The sequence below is a fragment of the Prosthecobacter fluviatilis genome (genome assembly GCF_042655725.1).
GTDB classification, from domain to species: domain Bacteria; phylum Verrucomicrobiota; class Verrucomicrobiia; order Verrucomicrobiales; family Verrucomicrobiaceae; genus Prosthecobacter; species Prosthecobacter fluviatilis.
Genome location: NZ_JBHSMQ010000003.1, coordinates 157,969 through 174,209 on the forward strand (window position 1 = coordinate 157,969; position 16,241 = coordinate 174,209).

12 protein-coding genes are annotated in these 16,241 nt (G+C 60.5%); 4 read left to right on the plus strand and 8 right to left on the minus strand.

The annotated features are described in order from the left end of the window. Positions 1–13: 13 nt before the first annotated feature. A complete protein-coding gene (locus ACFQDI_RS09485; RefSeq protein ID WP_377165823.1) occupies positions 14–1,252 on the plus strand; it encodes a glycoside hydrolase family 99 protein in 1,239 nt (412 codons plus the stop codon). Positions 1,253–1,264: 12 nt separating this feature from the next. Here the strand turns inward: ACFQDI_RS09485 and ACFQDI_RS09490 are convergent, their stop codons facing one another. From ACFQDI_RS09490 to ACFQDI_RS09510, 5 genes are all read right to left on the minus strand, one after another. After that, positions 1,265–1,501, minus strand: a complete 237-nt coding sequence (locus ACFQDI_RS09490; RefSeq protein WP_184341684.1) for a hypothetical protein — start codon at positions 1,499–1,501, stop codon at positions 1,265–1,267. Between the two features lie 102 nt (positions 1,502–1,603). Further along, positions 1,604–2,980 carry a Gfo/Idh/MocA family protein gene (locus tag ACFQDI_RS09495; protein WP_377165825.1) on the minus strand — a complete coding sequence of 459 codons (1,377 nt, stop codon included), beginning with the start codon at positions 2,978–2,980 and terminating at the stop codon, positions 1,604–1,606. Between the two features lie 51 nt (positions 2,981–3,031). Next, entirely contained in the window at positions 3,032–6,640 is a 3,609-nt protein-coding gene (locus tag ACFQDI_RS09500) for a c-type cytochrome domain-containing protein (RefSeq protein ID WP_377165827.1), read from the minus strand. Positions 6,641–6,652: 12 nt separating this feature from the next. Beyond that, on the minus strand, positions 6,653–8,845 hold the full coding sequence (locus ACFQDI_RS09505) for a DUF1549 domain-containing protein (RefSeq protein ID WP_377165829.1): 2,193 nt from the start codon (positions 8,843–8,845) through the stop codon (positions 6,653–6,655). Between the two features lie 39 nt (positions 8,846–8,884). Further along, the gene (locus ACFQDI_RS09510; RefSeq protein WP_377165831.1) at positions 8,885–10,264 is read right to left on the minus strand and encodes a DUF1501 domain-containing protein; all 1,380 of its coding nucleotides are present in this window, start codon (positions 10,262–10,264) and stop codon (positions 8,885–8,887) included. Positions 10,265–10,444: 180 nt separating this feature from the next. Here ACFQDI_RS09510 and ACFQDI_RS09515 point away from each other — a divergent pair, with 180 nt between their 5' ends. Further along, positions 10,445–10,969: a hypothetical protein gene (locus ACFQDI_RS09515; protein WP_377165833.1), complete on the plus strand. Its 525-nt coding sequence runs from the start codon at positions 10,445–10,447 to the stop codon at positions 10,967–10,969. Between the two features lie 59 nt (positions 10,970–11,028). Here the strand turns inward: ACFQDI_RS09515 and ychF are convergent, their stop codons facing one another. The 3 genes from ychF to ACFQDI_RS09530 form a co-directional block, all read right to left on the minus strand. Continuing rightward, positions 11,029–12,144: a redox-regulated ATPase YchF gene (ychF, locus tag ACFQDI_RS09520; RefSeq protein WP_377165835.1), complete on the minus strand. Its 1,116-nt coding sequence runs from the start codon at positions 12,142–12,144 to the stop codon at positions 11,029–11,031. 64 nt (positions 12,145–12,208) lie between these two features. Beyond that, the gene (locus ACFQDI_RS09525; protein WP_377165837.1) at positions 12,209–13,561 is read right to left on the minus strand and encodes a FecR domain-containing protein; all 1,353 of its coding nucleotides are present in this window, start codon (positions 13,559–13,561) and stop codon (positions 12,209–12,211) included. A 67-nt stretch (positions 13,562–13,628) separates the two neighbouring features. Next, positions 13,629–14,615 (minus strand): porin family protein, encoded by a 987-nt coding sequence (locus ACFQDI_RS09530; RefSeq protein WP_377165839.1) that lies wholly within the window; start codon positions 14,613–14,615, stop codon positions 13,629–13,631. A 119-nt stretch (positions 14,616–14,734) separates the two neighbouring features. Between ACFQDI_RS09530 and tgt the strand changes: the two genes are divergently transcribed. Beyond that, complete coding sequence (tgt, locus tag ACFQDI_RS09535) at positions 14,735–15,877, plus strand: tRNA guanosine(34) transglycosylase Tgt (protein ID WP_377165840.1); 1,143 nt, start codon at positions 14,735–14,737, stop codon at positions 15,875–15,877. Continuing rightward, entirely contained in the window at positions 15,874–16,227 is a 354-nt protein-coding gene (gene yajC / locus ACFQDI_RS09540; protein WP_377165842.1) for a preprotein translocase subunit YajC, read from the plus strand. The genes tgt and yajC overlap by 4 nt, the downstream gene beginning before the upstream one ends. The last annotated feature ends 14 nt before the right edge of the window (positions 16,228–16,241 follow it).

A 16,241-nucleotide genomic window follows, 5' to 3' on the forward strand; every position in this document is an offset into this window, starting at 1 on the left:
CAAAACATCCCGCATGCTTCGCCCCCTTCTCCTGTCCGCCCTGCTCGCTCTCAGCGCCCAAGCCCAGAGCGTGGACACCAGCACGCTCACCGGCAAAGTGGTCTGCGGCTACCAGGGCTGGTTCCGTTGCGAGGGCGATGGCAGCAACAACAGCTGGCACCACTACGCCGCAGGCAGCAAGACCTTCGAGCCCGGGCATTCGCATATCGAACTGTGGCCGGATGTGAGCGAGCTCCCGAAGGAGGCCCGTGTGGAGACGCCGTTCAAGCATGCCGATGGCCGCACCGCTGAAGTCTTCAGCTCCGTGCATCCCGCCGTGGTGCAGCTTCACTTCAAATGGATGCGCGACTACGGTATCGACGGTGCCTTCCTCCAGCGCTTTGCTGCCACCACGCGGGACAAGCGCTTTCGCGAGCCCATGGACCAGGTGCTAACTCACTGCCAGACTGCAGCTGCCGCCCATGGGCGCGGCCTCGCGCTGATGTATGATCTCAGCGGCATCAAGGAAGACGGCATCCAGCTCGTGATCGGCGACTGGAAGCGCCTCATCACCGAAAAGCGCCTCGACCTCAAAGCCTCCAGCTATTTCAAACACCACGGCAAGCCCCTCGTGGCCCTCTGGGGCCTCGGCTTTAATGACCGCGCTCCCATGCTCGAAGAATGGTCCCGCCTGATCTCGTTCCTGAGGGACGATCCTGAATTCGGCGGCTGCGCCATCATGCTCGGCGTGCCCTACTACTGGCGCACCCTGGACCACGACTGCATCAAAGATCCCCAGCTGCATGTGCTCATTGCTCGTGCCGACATCGTCAGTCCATGGACGGTGGGCCGCTACGGCACGCCCAAGGATGCCACCAGCCGGGGGGAGAAATACCTCAAGCCGGACATCGCCTGGTGCACCGAGCACAAGCTCGACTACCTCCCGGTCATCTTCCCCGGCTTCAGCTGGACGAACCTCTCCAAGTCGCGCAACCAGGAGGCCAAGTTCAATGCCATCCCCCGTCTCGGTGGCGAGTTCCTCTGGTCCCAGGCGCTTGCGGCCAAACATGCCGGGGCGCAGATGCTCTACGTGGCTATGTTTGACGAGATGGACGAAGGCACCGCCATCTTCAAAACTGACAACCACCCGCCTGTGGGTGAAAGCCGTTTCCTTGCCGAGCCGGATCTGCCCAGCGATCACTACCTATGGCTCACCGGCAGGCTGGGCGCATTGCTGCGCGGAGAAACGTCGGATACCCTGCCAAAACGCTGACCGAAAGAGAACTCAGGACAAATCCGAAGCCAGGACCGAATTTGCCGCGCGCAGGGCCAGCTCCTTGGCCTGCGCTATCACGCGCACGGAGGTAGCGTCAAAGAGGTAGGCGTGGCAGCTCGGGCAGGTGATGGCACGCGCGACCACGATGGAGCCACATCCTTCACAGACTTTATACTGCTCGGGATGCGTGGCGATCTTCTCAGCCTGCTTCAAGCGGGAGTCCGGTTTGTGATCGTGCGCGCTCATTAAATCTTGGATACGATGCTACGACGACATTGGACGAGTGCAACGCCGCTGATAAACAACTTACATTCTTTTTTGTGCTTGCGTTGCGAGCAGCTAGCCGTTTCAGCCCAGCCCTGGCACGCTCCAGCCCTCCCGGTATTTGCGCACCAGCTGAGGGTTCAGCTCCGGCCGGTTGGTCACCTGCCCTGCTGCTGCGTCCCACTCAATCCAGCCGCCCGGATTGCGCTCGGCCAGCACCCCGAGGAGCACGGCCTCCGTCAGGGGACACCCGTAGGTGGGCAGGTCGGCTGCGGCCTTCTCCCCCTTCATGCAGGCGTCAACCCAGTCGGTGTAATGGTTGGCGATGCGGTTTTTCGGATAGGTAAAGCCCGTGAGTTTTTCCTCTGGCACCAGCCAGGGACGCTGGCTGTGCGGTTTGAAGATGCTCCCGTCTTCGCCTATGAAGAAGATGCCGCTCGGCGTGTCCTTGGTCAGCACCGAGGGCTTGATGACACGGGAATCATACGGGTAGCCGCCATCCGTCCAGGTCATCTTGATCTTGTCGGCAGCGGTCAAGGAAGTGCCGGGAAACTCATACTCCAGATGGCGCTTTAACGCATACAAGTCTCCCTTGCTGCCTTCATCCAGACACCGTACCCGTGTGGGTGCCATAAGGCCAAGGCAGGAGGAGACCACGTCAAAATAGTGGCAGCCCATGTCTCCCATCATGCCCACGCCGAAATCCACCCAGGAACGCCACATGGACGGGTGGTAGGCGCCTTCGAGAAACGGCACTTCATTGGCAACGCCCAGCCACAGGTTCCAATCGAGGTTCGCTGGCACTGCGTCCGCCTGTGTCTTGCGCTCAGTCACCTTGGGCCACCAGTTGGCCTTTTTGTTCTCCCAACAGATGACCTCCTTCACCTTGCCGATGGCCCCGCTCTTGATGAGATCGACCGTCAGCAGGGTCTCGACGGTGGAATGCCCCTGCGTGCCCATCTGCGTGGTCACCCCGGCTTTGGCCGCCTCCGCGCCCAGAATCCGTGCCTCATGAATGTGATGCGTCAGCGGCTTCTGCAAATAAACGTGCTTCTTCGCCCGCAGCGCCGTGACCGCCATGGCCGCATGCATGTGGTCCGGCGTGCCGATCGTCACCGCATCCACGCTGTCACCCATCTTGGCGATCATCTCGCGGTAGTCGCGATACGCCTCCGCCCCTTCCAGCCGCTTCGCTGCATCCGGGTCCTGCAATTCCTTACGCCGCGTCGCATTGCCACCGCGAGCGAGCTCCAGCGTCCTGGCATCCACATCACACATGCCCACCAGCCGCACCTTCGGGTGCTGCAGCACGCTCATCATCGTCACCGCCCCCATCCCACCCACCCCAATGGACGCCACCTGGAACATCGAATTCGGCGACCGCGCACTCAGAATGGCTGGCGCGGAAACGTAGGCGGCAGATGCGGCAAAGGACTGCTTGAGAAAATGGCGGCGGTTCATGAGGGAAGTGTGAACGCCAGTCCTGGCTGAACTCTGTCAGCCACCAGCCCCTCACCTCCCCGCCACACCCGCCGGCTTCCGAATTTTCATCAGCAGCGGAAAGCTGGTCTGCAGCCCCGCGCTGTCGTGTTCATTGCGTGCAGAGCTGAGGGCGGCGTGGATGAGCGCATCCTGATCCTTCACCCAGTTCGCGGCGCGGAAGAAAATCGGGCGCTCGTTTTCCTTTTCTCGGATCTGCACGCCGTTGAGGCCGATGTCATCCACGATCACTCCATGAGGCAGGCCGTGCACGTCCAGGTTGAGGATGCCGTCATTGCCCATGCGCACGGCACGGATCCAAGCCTTCACCGTCTGCCCGGGAGCCAAGGTGATTTCGAGGGGCTTGATTTCATCCCTGATCTCCCGCATCACCGCCTTGCCGCCCGCATCGGGTTCCATGACAATGATGAACTTCGGCGCAGCACCCAGCGTGACTTTACCGAAGGTTCCCGCGTCGTGTGTGAGAGCCTTGGATTTCGCCGTGATCTTGAGCTTGCTCCAGTCGGCATTCGCTGCGGCATCCGGAGCTGCACGCAGGCTGCCGCTGATCAGGTCGTGCCCGGCTTCGATGATGATCGGGCTGGAAGCGTAATACCCGGCAGGCAAGCCCGTGATGTCGATCTGAATAGGATCATCGAAGCCATCCACGCGCTCGGCGCGGAAAGAAAAGCCGACGGACGCGCCAGGCATCACCGTGGGGTTCATGCCAGCGAGCTTCACGCTGAAATCAGGCATCGGCTGACGGATGCTGAGCGCATACACATAGCGCTCTCCGCCCCAGCTGCGGGTATCGGTAACTTTCACCAGATACCTGCCGTCCGCCGGCGCATTGAAGGTCAGGCGTGAATCGCTGCCGATCTTGCGGTCGCCGCTGTCATCGTTGGCATAGTTCAAGGTGAAAACAGGCAGCCCGTTTGGCACGATGTGGCTTCCGATCTCCTTGGGTTCCACGATATAGCAGGGTTCATCAAGCGAGTGCGAATTGGCCGTGGTGTCAAAGTAGGCACGGCGCTTGCCTCCCGTGGTGTAGAAAAAGCAGCCGCCATCAGGACCACGGGGCATGCGGATGATCTTCATCACATCGCCGTTGAAATAGGCGTATTCGTTCAACTCCATCTCCTCCCAGTTTTGCAGGCGGATGTCAGGGTTGTTGGCATCCACGCTGCGGAAATTGTTGTAGCTGTCGCGCACGGCCTGCAGCAGCATGCGCTGCACCGGCTTGCCGTCGGCATGCAGCACTTCGATCTTGGTATCCGCAGGCGAGCCGGCCATGCCAGCCAGCGTCTCAATGATCCAGCTCTGACCTTTTTTGGCCTCAAAGGCAAAGCAGTCCACATCATGCGCCTGCGCCAGGCGTGCCCCCACGGTGACTGGCGCGGCAATTACCTGCGCCTTGGCGACATCGTCGTTCCCTTCCACTTCCTCCGCCTGGGGCAGCGCGCCCACGCGCAGCGCAGGCATGGAGCGGAATCTCAGCGCCCCGGCATCCAGCGGCACATTCATCATGCCCTCCTTCTCGGCCTTCATCATGACCGTGGCCTTGCCTCCGAGGTGATGACCGATGAGCGTGACCTTGGTCTCTTTGCCAGCCTGCGCTGTCAGCGGGGCCCATGCTGTGACATACGGCAGTGCGCCCACGGTCAGCCGGTAGGCATGCTCTGCACTGCCGTCCATCGTGGTGTTGCTCACCACCGCGAGGTAATCGCCATCCGCAGGCGCTTTCCAGGCCAGGAATGGATCGCTGCCGCTTTCCAGTCCACGGTTCACAGCAAGCACGTTGTGCTGTGCATCCAGGATCTCCACCGTGGGGGATTTAGCCTTGCTGCCGATCTGCGCCACTGCGAGGTCAAACACCAGCTCCTCCCCCGCCTTAGCCTTGAACAGATACGCATCATGCTGGCCGATCTCCGTCAGTGTGCCCCAGAGGCTCGCTGGCAAAGCGGCAATGCTGACAGCTCCTTCTTTGAAATCCGCCGCCTTGGCGACCAGCGGTGCTAGATCATCAGCATAGATTTTCATCCGCGCAGACTCTCCTGCCGCGCTCTTGAGCCACACCTCGTAGGCACCACGCGGCACCTCGGAACTGGCGGTGATCTTGACCCTCGCTGTCGTCGGCTTGACCGTACTCTTCACCAGCTGCGCCTTGATGCCGGGATAAGAAGTCATGACCTGCATGTCTGTGGTGATGTTTTTGCCAGCAATGCTCACCATCAGCTCTCCGCCGACATGCGCAGCCTGCGGAGCCACCCGTGTCAGCTCAGGCTTCACCACCATCGCCGGCTTGGCTGGCGCAGGAGCCATCACCACTTTGCCGGTGGCAGATTCATACACGCTGAGGCTGCCGTCCACACGACCCGTCACGAGCTGTGCCTTGTCCGTAAAGGCCAGTGCCGGAGACCAGTCTGGCTGCTTCTCCAGCGGCACCTTCTCCGTGAGGTCTGCCGTGCTCCAGATTTTGAGTGACTTGTCCGTCGAGGTGGAGGCAAGCAGATGCCCATCCATGGACAGCGCAAGATTTAAAATGCCGCCTTCATGAGCAAAACGGCTGGTGATGATCTTGTTAGTCCCCTCCTTGGCATCGGTGCTGATGCTCCACTGGCGAATGCGGTTGTCCCCGCCTGCGGCAAAGAGATGCTTGCCATCTGCGCTGAAAACCGTGCTCGTCTGTTCCTTCGTTGGCTGCGAAAGCGTGTCGAGCCGCTGGCCGCTAGGAATGCTCCAGAGCTTCACCGTGCGATCCGCGCTGGCACTGGCCAGCACCTTGCCATCCGGCCGGAAGGAGAGGCCGTTGACTGCGCCGTTGTGTCCTTTCAGCAGCGCGATCTCCTTGCCCGTGGCCGTGTCCCAGAGCCGGATCTTCTGATCATACGCCCCCGTGGCGATCATCTTCCCATCGGGCGAAACCGCCAGCGCATACGCAGCATCCAGATGTCCTTCAAAGGACTGCAGAGCCGTGCCATCGCTCGTCTTCCAGCTCTTCACCATACCTACGATGCCCGCCTCACCACCAGCAGCATAAACCGTCGCCCCATCTGGGGAGAACGCGACCGCGTTGGCTTTCCCTTTGAAGCCCATGAGCTTGCGCACCACCACCCGTGTCACCGGATTGATCAGCTCCACCTCTCCGTAGCGACCCACGGCGATGAACTGCACCTTAGGCGAAAACGCCACCGCTTGCACCGCATGCTTGGGCGGCACCGTCGGTTTGATCTGCGGCGTGATCACCTCGCGCGGCATCGGCTTTGCCTCGGCCACCTCAGGGCCTTTGGCCCCCGCGTCGATCCAAGTTTTGATCACTGCAATCTCCTCCGCTTTGAGCTTTTCACGCTTGCCCGGAGGCATGAATTCATTCTTGCCTCCGCGCCCCGAATGCCCTTCGAGAAACTTCACCAGCATCGACTCAGCCGCCTTGCCCGCCACGATCGCCTTCCCTTCCTTGCCGCCCTTCATCAGGTTGGCAAAAGTGTCCAGCCGAAACTCTCCGTCTGCATCCGTGTCGTCATGACAGTCGATGCAGTAGGTCTCCCAAAGCGGAACGATCTGCTTGGTGTAGTCCACTGTCTGGGCGCGGGCTGCCGTCATGGAAACCGACAGGAGAAAAATGAAACGCGTAAAACTCATGAAACACTCCTATTAGTGATTAAACAAAAACTCCTTCGAGCTCATCAGCCCCCAGAATATGTCTTCCAAAGTGGTGCGGCGGTCATCGGCTGAGGCTTTGGCCAGCATGTCAGCCGCCTTGGCAGCCTCACGCTCGGTGGGCAGGCGCGTCAGTGCGATGAGATAGGCCTCCTCGATGATCTTTTCGTTGCTCAGCTTGGCAGCCAGTAGCGCGTCCAGGCGGTTGTCTTTTTGAGCGAGCTTTTGGTTGAGCGTGTCCCCGTTCGCGATGTGCAGCGCCTGTGCCATGCTGGGCTCGTTGGTGCGTTCACATTCGCAGGTGGCCACGCGGTCGGCGCGGCCAAAGCTCTTGAGGAAGTAGCTGGCGATGTTGCTGTCTGGCAATTGCAGCGCCCGGAAGCCCATGGGGTAGCTCTCGCTGGTGCCGCGGTTGGCGTTGCGCTTGTCGATCTTGAAGGTGGTGGGCGCGGCGGTCACCTGGGACACCGTGTCCAGCAGCACCTCTGCCTTCAGACGGCGCGGCACGTAGTGCGAGCCATAGCGAAGATCCGTGATATTCTCCGGCTGCGTGACGCTGCTGCGCTGGTAGGTCTCGCTTTGCAAAATGGTCCGCATGAGGACCTTCAGATCAAACTTGTGCTGCACAAGGTGGTCGCAGGCAGCCGCAAACAAGGGCTCGTTGCTGGCGGGATTCGTCACACGCAGATCGTCCACGGCTTCCACCAGTCCGGAGCCGAAGAAATTGGCCCACACGCGGTTCACAATGGCGCGCTGGAAAAGCTTGTTGTCCGCGCCGGTCAGCCATTTCGCCAGCGGCACCCGGCGGTCTTCAGTCGAGGTCATCGAGACCGGCGTGGTCACATCCAGCGGGTGCGGAGGCTGCGGCTTGCCGGTGAGCGGCTGCACCAATTCGCCATCATCAGAGGAAAAAAGCACCCGCTCATCGGCCTGCGTGCCGTTCTTGGTGCGCACACGGGAGAGCATGTTGGCAAAGGCAAAGTACTCATTGTTCGTCCACTTCTCCATCGGGTGGTTGTGACACTTCGCGCAGGCGATGGACGTGCCGAGGAAGGCCACGCTGATCGTTTCAGCACACTTGGTCGGCTCGTCGTTCAGGATGAAGAAATTGCCCGCGCCATTTTCCAGCGTGCTGCCGGTGGCAGTCAGCAGGTCGCGCACCATCATATCCCAGGGCGTGTTGGCGGCCACGTTGCGGCGGATCCAGTTGTAGTAGGACCACATGGCCTGCGGCATCAGCTTGTCGCCGTTCACCAGCAGCAGATCGCTCCAGCGGTGCGACCAGTAATCCACAAACTCAGGCCGCTGCAGCAGCGCCTCGATCAGCCGGTCACGCTTGTCAGCACTCTTGTCGGCCAGAAAGGCGCGCGTTTCCTCGAGCGAGGGCAAAACACCGATGGTGTCCAGAAACGCACGCCGCAAAAACTCATGATCCTCTGCACGTCCGGACGGCGGGATGTTCAGCGCGCGCAGCTTGGTCAGCACCTGCTCGTCGATGAAATTGCGCGGCTTCATCTGCGCAAACGCAGGCTCATCCACCCTGCCGTCATTCGGCACTATGATCGTCGAGACCGCCAGGCGGCTCAGATACCACGCGCTGATGGCGGTCTCTCCCCGCCCGGTCGTTTTCACCACGCCCTGCTCGTCTACGGCGGCCACACTGGCGTTCACGCCGTTGTACTTGGTCCAGCGGGTCACGTCTTCGCTGTGCCCGTCACTGAACTTTGCGGTCACCTTGAGCGGCAGCGTCAGGCCCGGCTTTGTCACCAGTTGCTTCGGCTCCACCTCCAGCGCGATGATGCGTGGATCATCCGCCTTCGGCCCCGGCGCACCCGCAGCGATCCAGTCGGCGATCGCTTTGTACTCCGGTGAGTTCACCTCAAAGCGCTTGTCCCCCTTGTGCGGCACCGCTTTCACCGCCTTCAGCAGAAACAAACTGCGCGCCGGATCTTCCAGCGTGAGCCTGCGCCCATTGGCACTGCGGGTGATGGAGATCCAGTCCCCCTCATCATCAAACCCGCGCAGCGACAGGCGAAAACCACCCTGCCCCGCAGCCGCACCATGGCACGCACCCATGGCGCATCCATAGCGTGTGAGGATCGGCTGGATCGTGTTGCGGAAGGACGGGACTTCAGCCGCACTTGCCGACGCAAGAACCGCAAGGACAATGAAGGAACGAAACATCATGAGTGAGACGTGATGAAGTTGGGAGTCCGAAGGCTCGTGTTACGCAAACAGCTCCTTGATCGCCTGCGTTCCAAAATCCACGACCGGGTACGGCCTGCCCTGCGGCCCGGGCAACTCGGTGGTGAGGTCGATTCCCATGGCCTGATAAATCGTGGCAACGATCTCCTTTGGCGCCACAGGGCGTTCGGTGGGGTAGCCACCGATGTCGTCGCTCTTGCCCACCACGTGGCCGCCTTTCACGCCGCCACCGGCAAAATTCACCGTCCAGCAGTTCGGCCAGTGGTCGCGGCCGCCGGCAGGATTGATCTTGGGGGTGCGGCCAAATTCGGCGAGGCAGGTGACCATCGTGTCATCCAGCATGCCGCGCTGAAAGAGATCCTCGATCAGCGCGCTGTAACCCTGGTCATACATCGGGGCCACGATGTCGCGCATGCCCTCGATGCTGGTGAAAGGCTTCGAGCCGTGGATGTCCCAGGTGATCTCGCCAAACACGGTGATAAACGTGTTCACCGTCACGAAACGCACGCCGCGCTCCACCAGACGACGCGCCAGCAGGCAGCTCTGGCCAAAGCGGTTCAGGCCGTAACGCTCGCGCACCTTCATCGGCTCCTTGGTCAGGTCAAAGGCCTCACGCGCCTGCGAGCTCGTCATGATGCGGTAGGCGGACTCAAAGTTGGAATCCATCAGCTTTGCCTGCTCGCTGTATTCAAAATTGCGCACGCTGCTGTCCACAAGCTCCCGCAGCTCACGGCGGCGCTCCAGGCGCACCTCGCCGATCTCCTTCGGCGGCAGCAGATCCGGCACCTTGAAATCCTTCACCGCAGGGTCTGCGTTCAGCACAAAGGGGTCGTAAGACTTTCCAAGGAATCCGGCGTCCTGGCCGTGCGGCATGTTGCCGCCCGTGGGTCCCATCGACTCCGGCAGGATCACATGGGCGGGCAGGTCACTGCGGCGGCCTTGCAGAAACTCCAGCGCGCTGCCCACATGCGGCGTGTTCACACCGCCGGTGAAAAGCCGGCCCGTCTGCATCATCTGGTGCCCCGTGTCATGCACTGCGGCGGCAGTATGGTAGCAGGAGCGGACGAGGCTGAACTTGTCCGCGATCTTTGCGTGCAGCGGCAGGATTTCCGAAATCTCAAACGCATCGCTCTTGGTGCGGATCGGCTTGAAGGGCCCGCGGATCTCGCTCGGCGCATCCGGCTTCATGTCCCACAGGTCCTGCTGGCTCGGTGCCCCTAGGTTGAAGATCATGATGCAGGCTTTGTTGCTCTTCTTCGCGTCCACCCGCCCTTCCGCCTTCAGTTTGGCAAAGCCAGGCATCGTCAGCCCGATGGCGCCGAGCGCGCCTGCCTGCAAGAAGTCACGACGCGTGATGCCGTCGCAATTGGTGATGGAGCCTTGGCCGGAGAACTTGAACATGGTGCGCGTGAGGGGTTGTCTGGGTTTAAAGTACGCGCTCCGGCCAGGAAACTGAATGGATGATGCCACTTTTGAAGATGGGCCTTTCCGGCCTCCTTTTTCTTTCGGCGGAAACATTCCCCCAAATAAAGGGTTGTCCTTTCATGCCACCTTAGTGCTAGTCTTCCTCCTACTCAGCCCATGAAAACTCTCCTCATTATCCTCTCGTTGTTTTTGACGATTTCTCTTCAAGCGCAGAGTCCTGCAACTCCGACAGCCCAGGACGATGTGACGCGTGACGGCCTCTGGGATGCCCGCCTGCAGGGCGGCAACTACCTCGTCCGCTGCAATGCGATCATTGCTCTGTCCAAACACGAGTATATTTCAGATGGCGTCGCCCGGGTGGTCGAGGTGAACCTGACGCTCAACTCCGCTCAGATCATCCGTTTCTATTTTTTGGAGCCCTACAAGCCTGAAACAGGCAGCAGCACCGTGGGCGCAGGCACCCAGGCCCTGGATCGGGCCAAGGGGCTTTTCGAACAGGCGGCGGGCCGCGTGTCACCTGATCTGACCAATCCCAAGGTGGTCAAAAATTATCCGGCTTCCACCCATGCCCACACGGTAGAATTTGTGATCAAGGAAGAAACCCGGCTCAATTCACTCTATGGAAGCCTGGAACGCAGCTTCCGCACGGGCCAGGGACGCATCTGGAGAGAAAACCCGTGATGCGGAACCTGCGCTTCGATGGAAAAGCGGCGGCGGGCTGAAACACCCGCCCCGCGGCATCACACGTTGAAGCGCCATTCCACGACGTCTCCGTCGCGCATGACATACTCCTTGCCTTCGATGCGCCACTTGCCTTTCTCCTTGGCCTTGGCGGTGGAGCCGAGCTCGATGAGGTCATTGAAATGCACGATCTCGCCCGCGATAAAGCCACGTTCAAAGTCGCCATGGATCACACCCGCAGCCTGCGGAGCTTTCATGCCCTTGGTAATCGTCCAAGCGCGGGTTTCTTTCTCGCCCGTGGTCAGATAGGTCTGCAGTCCCAGCAGATCATACGCGCCTTTGATGAGGCGTGAAACACCGCTGTCCGTCACTCCGATGTCCGCCAGGTAGGCCTTGGCCTCTTCCTCGCTCAGGTCGATCAGTTCGCTCTCGATGGCGGCGCTAACGACCACGGCAGTGGCCTCATGTGCATGGCGCACATACTCGCGCACCTTGCCCACGAAGGGATGGTTGTCCGGATCGTTTGAGGCGCTGGCCAGTTCGTCCTCTGCCACGTTGCAGGCAAAGATGCAGGGCTTGGAGGTGATCAGGAAGAATGACTTCAGCAGCTTGCGCTCGTCATCCGTGCACTCCAGCGTCACGGCTGGTTTGCCGGCATCAAAGTGGGGGATGAGCTTCTCACACAGGGCGATCTCGGCCTTTGCCTCCTTGTCTCCGCTCTTGGCCTTCTTCTCGCCCTTTTCCTTGCGGCGCTGCACGGCTTCCATGTCGGCGAGGATGAGTTCAGTATTGATGACCTCGATGTCGGTCACGGGGTCGATGGTGCCGCTCACGTGGGTGATGTCTCCATTCTCGAAGCAGCGCACGACGTGCACGATGGCGTCCACCTCGCGGATGTGGCTCAGGAACTTGTTTCCGAGCCCCTCGCCCTGGGCGGCACCCTTCACCAGACCGGCGATGTCGACGAACTCGATCGCGGCAGGCACCAGCTTGTGGGAGCCGGAGAGCTTGGAGAGCGCTGCCAGACGCTCGTCCGGCACGGTCACCACGCCTGTGTTGGGCTCGATGGTGCAGAAAGGATAGTTGGCCGCCTCCGCCTTGCGGGTGCGGGTGACGGCGTTGAAAAGGGTGGATTTGCCTACATTAGGGAGGCCTACGATTCCGGCTCTGAGCATAAGGGCGGCGAGAGTAGCGGTGTGCGGGAATAGCGCAAGCCTGCTTCTCTGTCCGGAGCTGAAATCAAGGCGTGCCGCTTCCCGAAGTGGTGCTGGTCGTGGTGGGCTGGAAGGTGAGAACCCCGCCGCCGCCACCCGTGGGAGTAATCGCAGCCCCCCCGGGGCCTGTGACGGTCAGATTGCCACTGAGGTACTGCTGGGCAGCCGGGCCCTGCAGCACAAGACTGCCACTGCTTACAGTGACCCCTGTGGCCCCCTGCACAGAATTGCCGAGCGTGAGAGTGCCGGTCCCCGCTTTGGTCAGAGTGGCTCCTGACAGCACAGTGGCATTTCCGGAAAAGGTCAAAGAGGACTGGGTGACAAGCTGCTGGGTGCTGCCGTTGGCCAGCACCAGATGCGGGGCGGATTGATTGGAGAGCGTGGTGGTCGCGTTGGGACTGACCGTGAGGATGCGCTGGGTCTGGTTATCCGCAGCAGATATGGAGAGCGACCCCGTCGCCAGGCTGCCGGAAGAACCCGAGCTGACGAGAAATACATTGCTGCCAGAAACTTCTCCAGAGACCCGCAGCAGATTGGTGCCGCCCGGGGACACAGACAAAAAGTTGCCCGTTTGTGTCTGTGGTGGATTCCCCCCCTGCTCCGTTGATGCGGAGGCATCAGTGCCATTGCCAGCGCTGCTGTTCGAGGCCCCAATGCCGAAAATGCGCGTCAGCAGCCCCGGACTGTCACTTTTCGCCTGAGCCGCCTTGTATTCGCCGGCGGCAGCTTGGGTGATTTTCTGGGTGCTGCCCCCGCTGCTGTCACTGCGGGCAAGCGTCAGCGTGCCCGCAAACAGCTGAGCCTGATGCGCCACTTCCTGACGGATTTCCGGTGCTGCGGCCAAGGGTTGCCTGAAGCTGGCGTTGTCCAGCAGCAGGCTGGAATGAGTAAGCGTGTTGAGATTTACCTGAACGGTGTCGCGCGTGCCTTCGGGACGCTGAACGATCAGGTGGCCAGGATTCAAGGCCATGCTCTGGCCGCCCAAGTCCCCACGCACACCGCCTTCCAAACAGGTCATTTTGACCGACCCATCCGGTAGGACCGCCACGATGGCGGAGCCACGCACCGTGACCTCACCTTGCGGCGTCGTCACGTGCACCGCCGGACGGCGCAGAAAGCCATCCCCGGAGGAGATCAGCAGCACTCCTTTGGAAAGCGAAACATCACCCCGGTCACCCACCTGAGCGGAGGTGTTGGAACCAAGCCGGACGACACTGCCGCGCTGATCCACTGTGGCTTGAGCGCGGGCATCACCCCCCGTCGTCACCTGGTTGCCTGCCGTTTTCACGCTGCCGCTTGAAAGCGTGATGGACCCTGCGGTAAGAGCCGTGGTTTGCACCACTGCCATCAGAGACAGTAAGAGGACTGGTTGCTTCATGGGAGTCTTTTTATTTCAGGTATTGGAACGGACACTGCCAAAAAACGGTGAAAGGTGCAGCCTGGCGTCACCAGGCATAAGCGAACACCACCCCCATGCCGGTATTCAGCACCTTGTAGTCGAAGGCGTTGACATCGGAGTGGTTGAAAACGCCGCTGACGTAAACCTGCGTCATGAGGTTGCTGGTCAATTGGTAGCCCAGCCCCATAAACAGCAGGTGATTCAGATCATTCCGGCTAACATTGACGTAATCAAACCATGCAAAGCGGTAGAGGGTGGTGAGCGTCAGCTTTGGCATCACCTGCCATGCAGCCCCGGCCTGGGCGCTGTATTCGCTGCGTCGGAAAAAATCAGGCGCACCAGACACACTTACGGCAGCATTGCCGCCCAGCCAGACGCTGATATCCGGGCTGAGCCGCCAGCCTTTGCGCAAGCCGACCTCCAGAAAATGGTTTTCATAAAGGCGGTTTCCCCAGTTCCAAGGTGAACTCAGGCGCTGATAGCGGTACTGGCCCCATGCGCTGAAACGGGAGTTTCCCCCAGCAAGCTCTCCGCGCCCTACCTGATACTGCAAGCCAAACTGGCCGCCAAAATCATCGAAATCGAGCTGCTGAAGATTTGCATAGCGCCAAAGCGAGTAGTACGACATGGCAAGCAGGTTGATGCGCTCTGTCAGCTTCGGAAACCACGCTCCGCGCAGGCCCGTGCGGCTCACCCAGTCCGAACTTTCCGGGCCGGGAACCAATGCGGCATTTGAGGTGAAAAAACCGCTGGCCTCAAGCGCAAGGAGAAACTGTTCCGGCTTCCGCTGCACCAGCCCGCTGATATTCTGCACGCCAAACTCCCGGTCCAGCAGGTTGATCTCCGCCTGGGTCGCGGCAGAGCCCGCTGTCTGGGCACGCTTTTCCTGAGCAGTGGTGCGCAGCGCTTCGCTTATCGTTTGATCAATCACTGCGCGATCCACAGCGGGGCTTTGACCCATTGCAGATAGGGCGCCTGCCAAGCTGCCAACGACCCCCAATGACAACGCAATGAAAGATTTATTTAGAAACATTGGCACGTTTCTATAAACCTGCACCGATTTCGTCAAGCGCTGAAATACCGCCTTTGTCGCCTCCTGCTTGCTCTTTACGCCACATCGGCGAAACTCCGCGCCCTTTTTCCGGCTGCACCATGCCTTTCGAACTCCTTGCCACCGACCCCTCCTCCCACGCACGCCGTGGACGGCTGATAACGCCCCACGGGGTGGTGGAGACTCCCGTCTTCATGCCGGTGGGCACCCAAGGCACGGTCAAAGCCATGCACCCGGATGAGCTGAAGGCGCTCAATTCCCAGATCATCCTCGGAAACACCTACCACCTCTTTGTCCGCCCGGGCATGGAGATCATGAAAGAAGCGGGAGGTCTGCACGCCTTTGCCAACTGGGACCGCCCTATTTTGACGGACAGCGGTGGCTTTCAGGTCTTTTCACTGGCCAAGCTACGGAAGATCAAAGAGGAAGGCTGCCACTTCCAGAATCACCTGGACGGCACGCCTATGTTCATCGGCCCGGAGACCTCCATGGAGATCCAGGCCACCCTGGGCTCGGACGTGGCCATGCTCTTTGACGAGTGCACCCCCTACCCATGCGAGGCCAAAGAGGCGGAAAAAAGCCTGGACCTGACCCTGCGCTGGGCGCGGCGATGCCGAACTTGGATCGATGAACACCGCCCCCAAACCGGCGGCGGGGCGCAGCAGCACTTTGGCATTGTACAAGGCAGCGTCTATCAAGAGCTGCGCGAAAGATCCGCCCGCGAGCTGGTGGCCATGGGCTTCGACGGCTACGCCATCGGCGGTCTCAGCGTCGGAGAGCCCGAGGAGGACATGATGCGCATCGCCGAATGGGTCACCCCCCACCTCCCGGCGAATCAAGCCCGCTATGCCATGGGCCTTGGCACCCCTCCCCAGGTCATCGAGCTAATCGCCCGAGGGATTGACATGTTTGACTGCGTGCTTCCCACCCGGCTGGCCAGAAATGGGACCGCTTTCACCCACGAGGGGATGATGAATCTCCGGAACGCCTGCTATGCCCGGGACTTCCGCCCCATCGCCGAAGACACCCACCCCCTGTGCCAGGGCTTCTCACGCGCCTACATCCGCCATTTGGTTCAGGCTCAGGAGATTCTGGGTTTGCGGTTGATTTCTCTTCATAACCTGCATTTCTACGCGTCCCTCACGTCCAGGGCACGTCAAGCGATCGATCAGGGTTGTTTCGCCGAGTTCCGGGCTGAGGTCGTCGCGAAATACAAGTCCACCCCCGCAGCTTCCGAATCATGATCTCTATCTCTCTCGAAAACACCCTTCTTCTTGCCCAGGGAGCGCCTAGCGCACCTGTCGGCGGCATTTTTGGCAATGGAATGATGTTTCCGATCCTGATGATCGTGATCATGTACTTCGTCATCTTCCGTCCGCAGCAGAAGCGCATGAAGGAGCACCAAAAGCTCATCAGCAGCGTTGCCGTGGATGATCACGTCATCATGGAAAGCGGCATGCATGGCATCATCACCAGCGTGAAGGACCGGACCGTCATGGTCAAGATCGCCGACAACGTCAAGGTTCAGTTTGAGCGCGTCAAGATCGCCGCAGTGACGAAAAAATCTGACGTCATTGAAGCGACCGAAGCCTGAGCGGCCTCTCTGAT

Coding starts and splice junctions, on each gene's coding strand:
- ACFQDI_RS09525 (WP_377165837.1), bottom strand. CDS start 13,561: ATGAAGCAACCAGTCCTCTTACTGTCTCTGATGGCAGTGGTGCAAACC.
- ACFQDI_RS09510 (WP_377165831.1), bottom strand. CDS start 10,264: ATGTTCAAGTTCTCCGGCCAAGGCTCCATCACCAATTGCGACGGCATC.
- yajC (WP_377165842.1), top strand. CDS start 15,874: ATGATCTCTATCTCTCTCGAAAACACCCTTCTTCTTGCCCAGGGAGCG.
- ACFQDI_RS09485 (WP_377165823.1), top strand. CDS start 14: ATGCTTCGCCCCCTTCTCCTGTCCGCCCTGCTCGCTCTCAGCGCCCAA.
- ACFQDI_RS09505 (WP_377165829.1), bottom strand. CDS start 8,845: ATGATGTTTCGTTCCTTCATTGTCCTTGCGGTTCTTGCGTCGGCAAGT.
- ACFQDI_RS09495 (WP_377165825.1), bottom strand. CDS start 2,980: ATGAACCGCCGCCATTTTCTCAAGCAGTCCTTTGCCGCATCTGCCGCC.
- ACFQDI_RS09490 (WP_184341684.1), bottom strand. CDS start 1,501: ATGAGCGCGCACGATCACAAACCGGACTCCCGCTTGAAGCAGGCTGAG.
- ACFQDI_RS09500 (WP_377165827.1), bottom strand. CDS start 6,640: ATGAGTTTTACGCGTTTCATTTTTCTCCTGTCGGTTTCCATGACGGCA.
- tgt (WP_377165840.1), top strand. CDS start 14,735: ATGCCTTTCGAACTCCTTGCCACCGACCCCTCCTCCCACGCACGCCGT.
- ychF (WP_377165835.1), bottom strand. CDS start 12,144: ATGCTCAGAGCCGGAATCGTAGGCCTCCCTAATGTAGGCAAATCCACC.
- ACFQDI_RS09515 (WP_377165833.1), top strand. CDS start 10,445: ATGAAAACTCTCCTCATTATCCTCTCGTTGTTTTTGACGATTTCTCTT.
- ACFQDI_RS09530 (WP_377165839.1), bottom strand. CDS start 14,615: ATGTTTCTAAATAAATCTTTCATTGCGTTGTCATTGGGGGTCGTTGGC.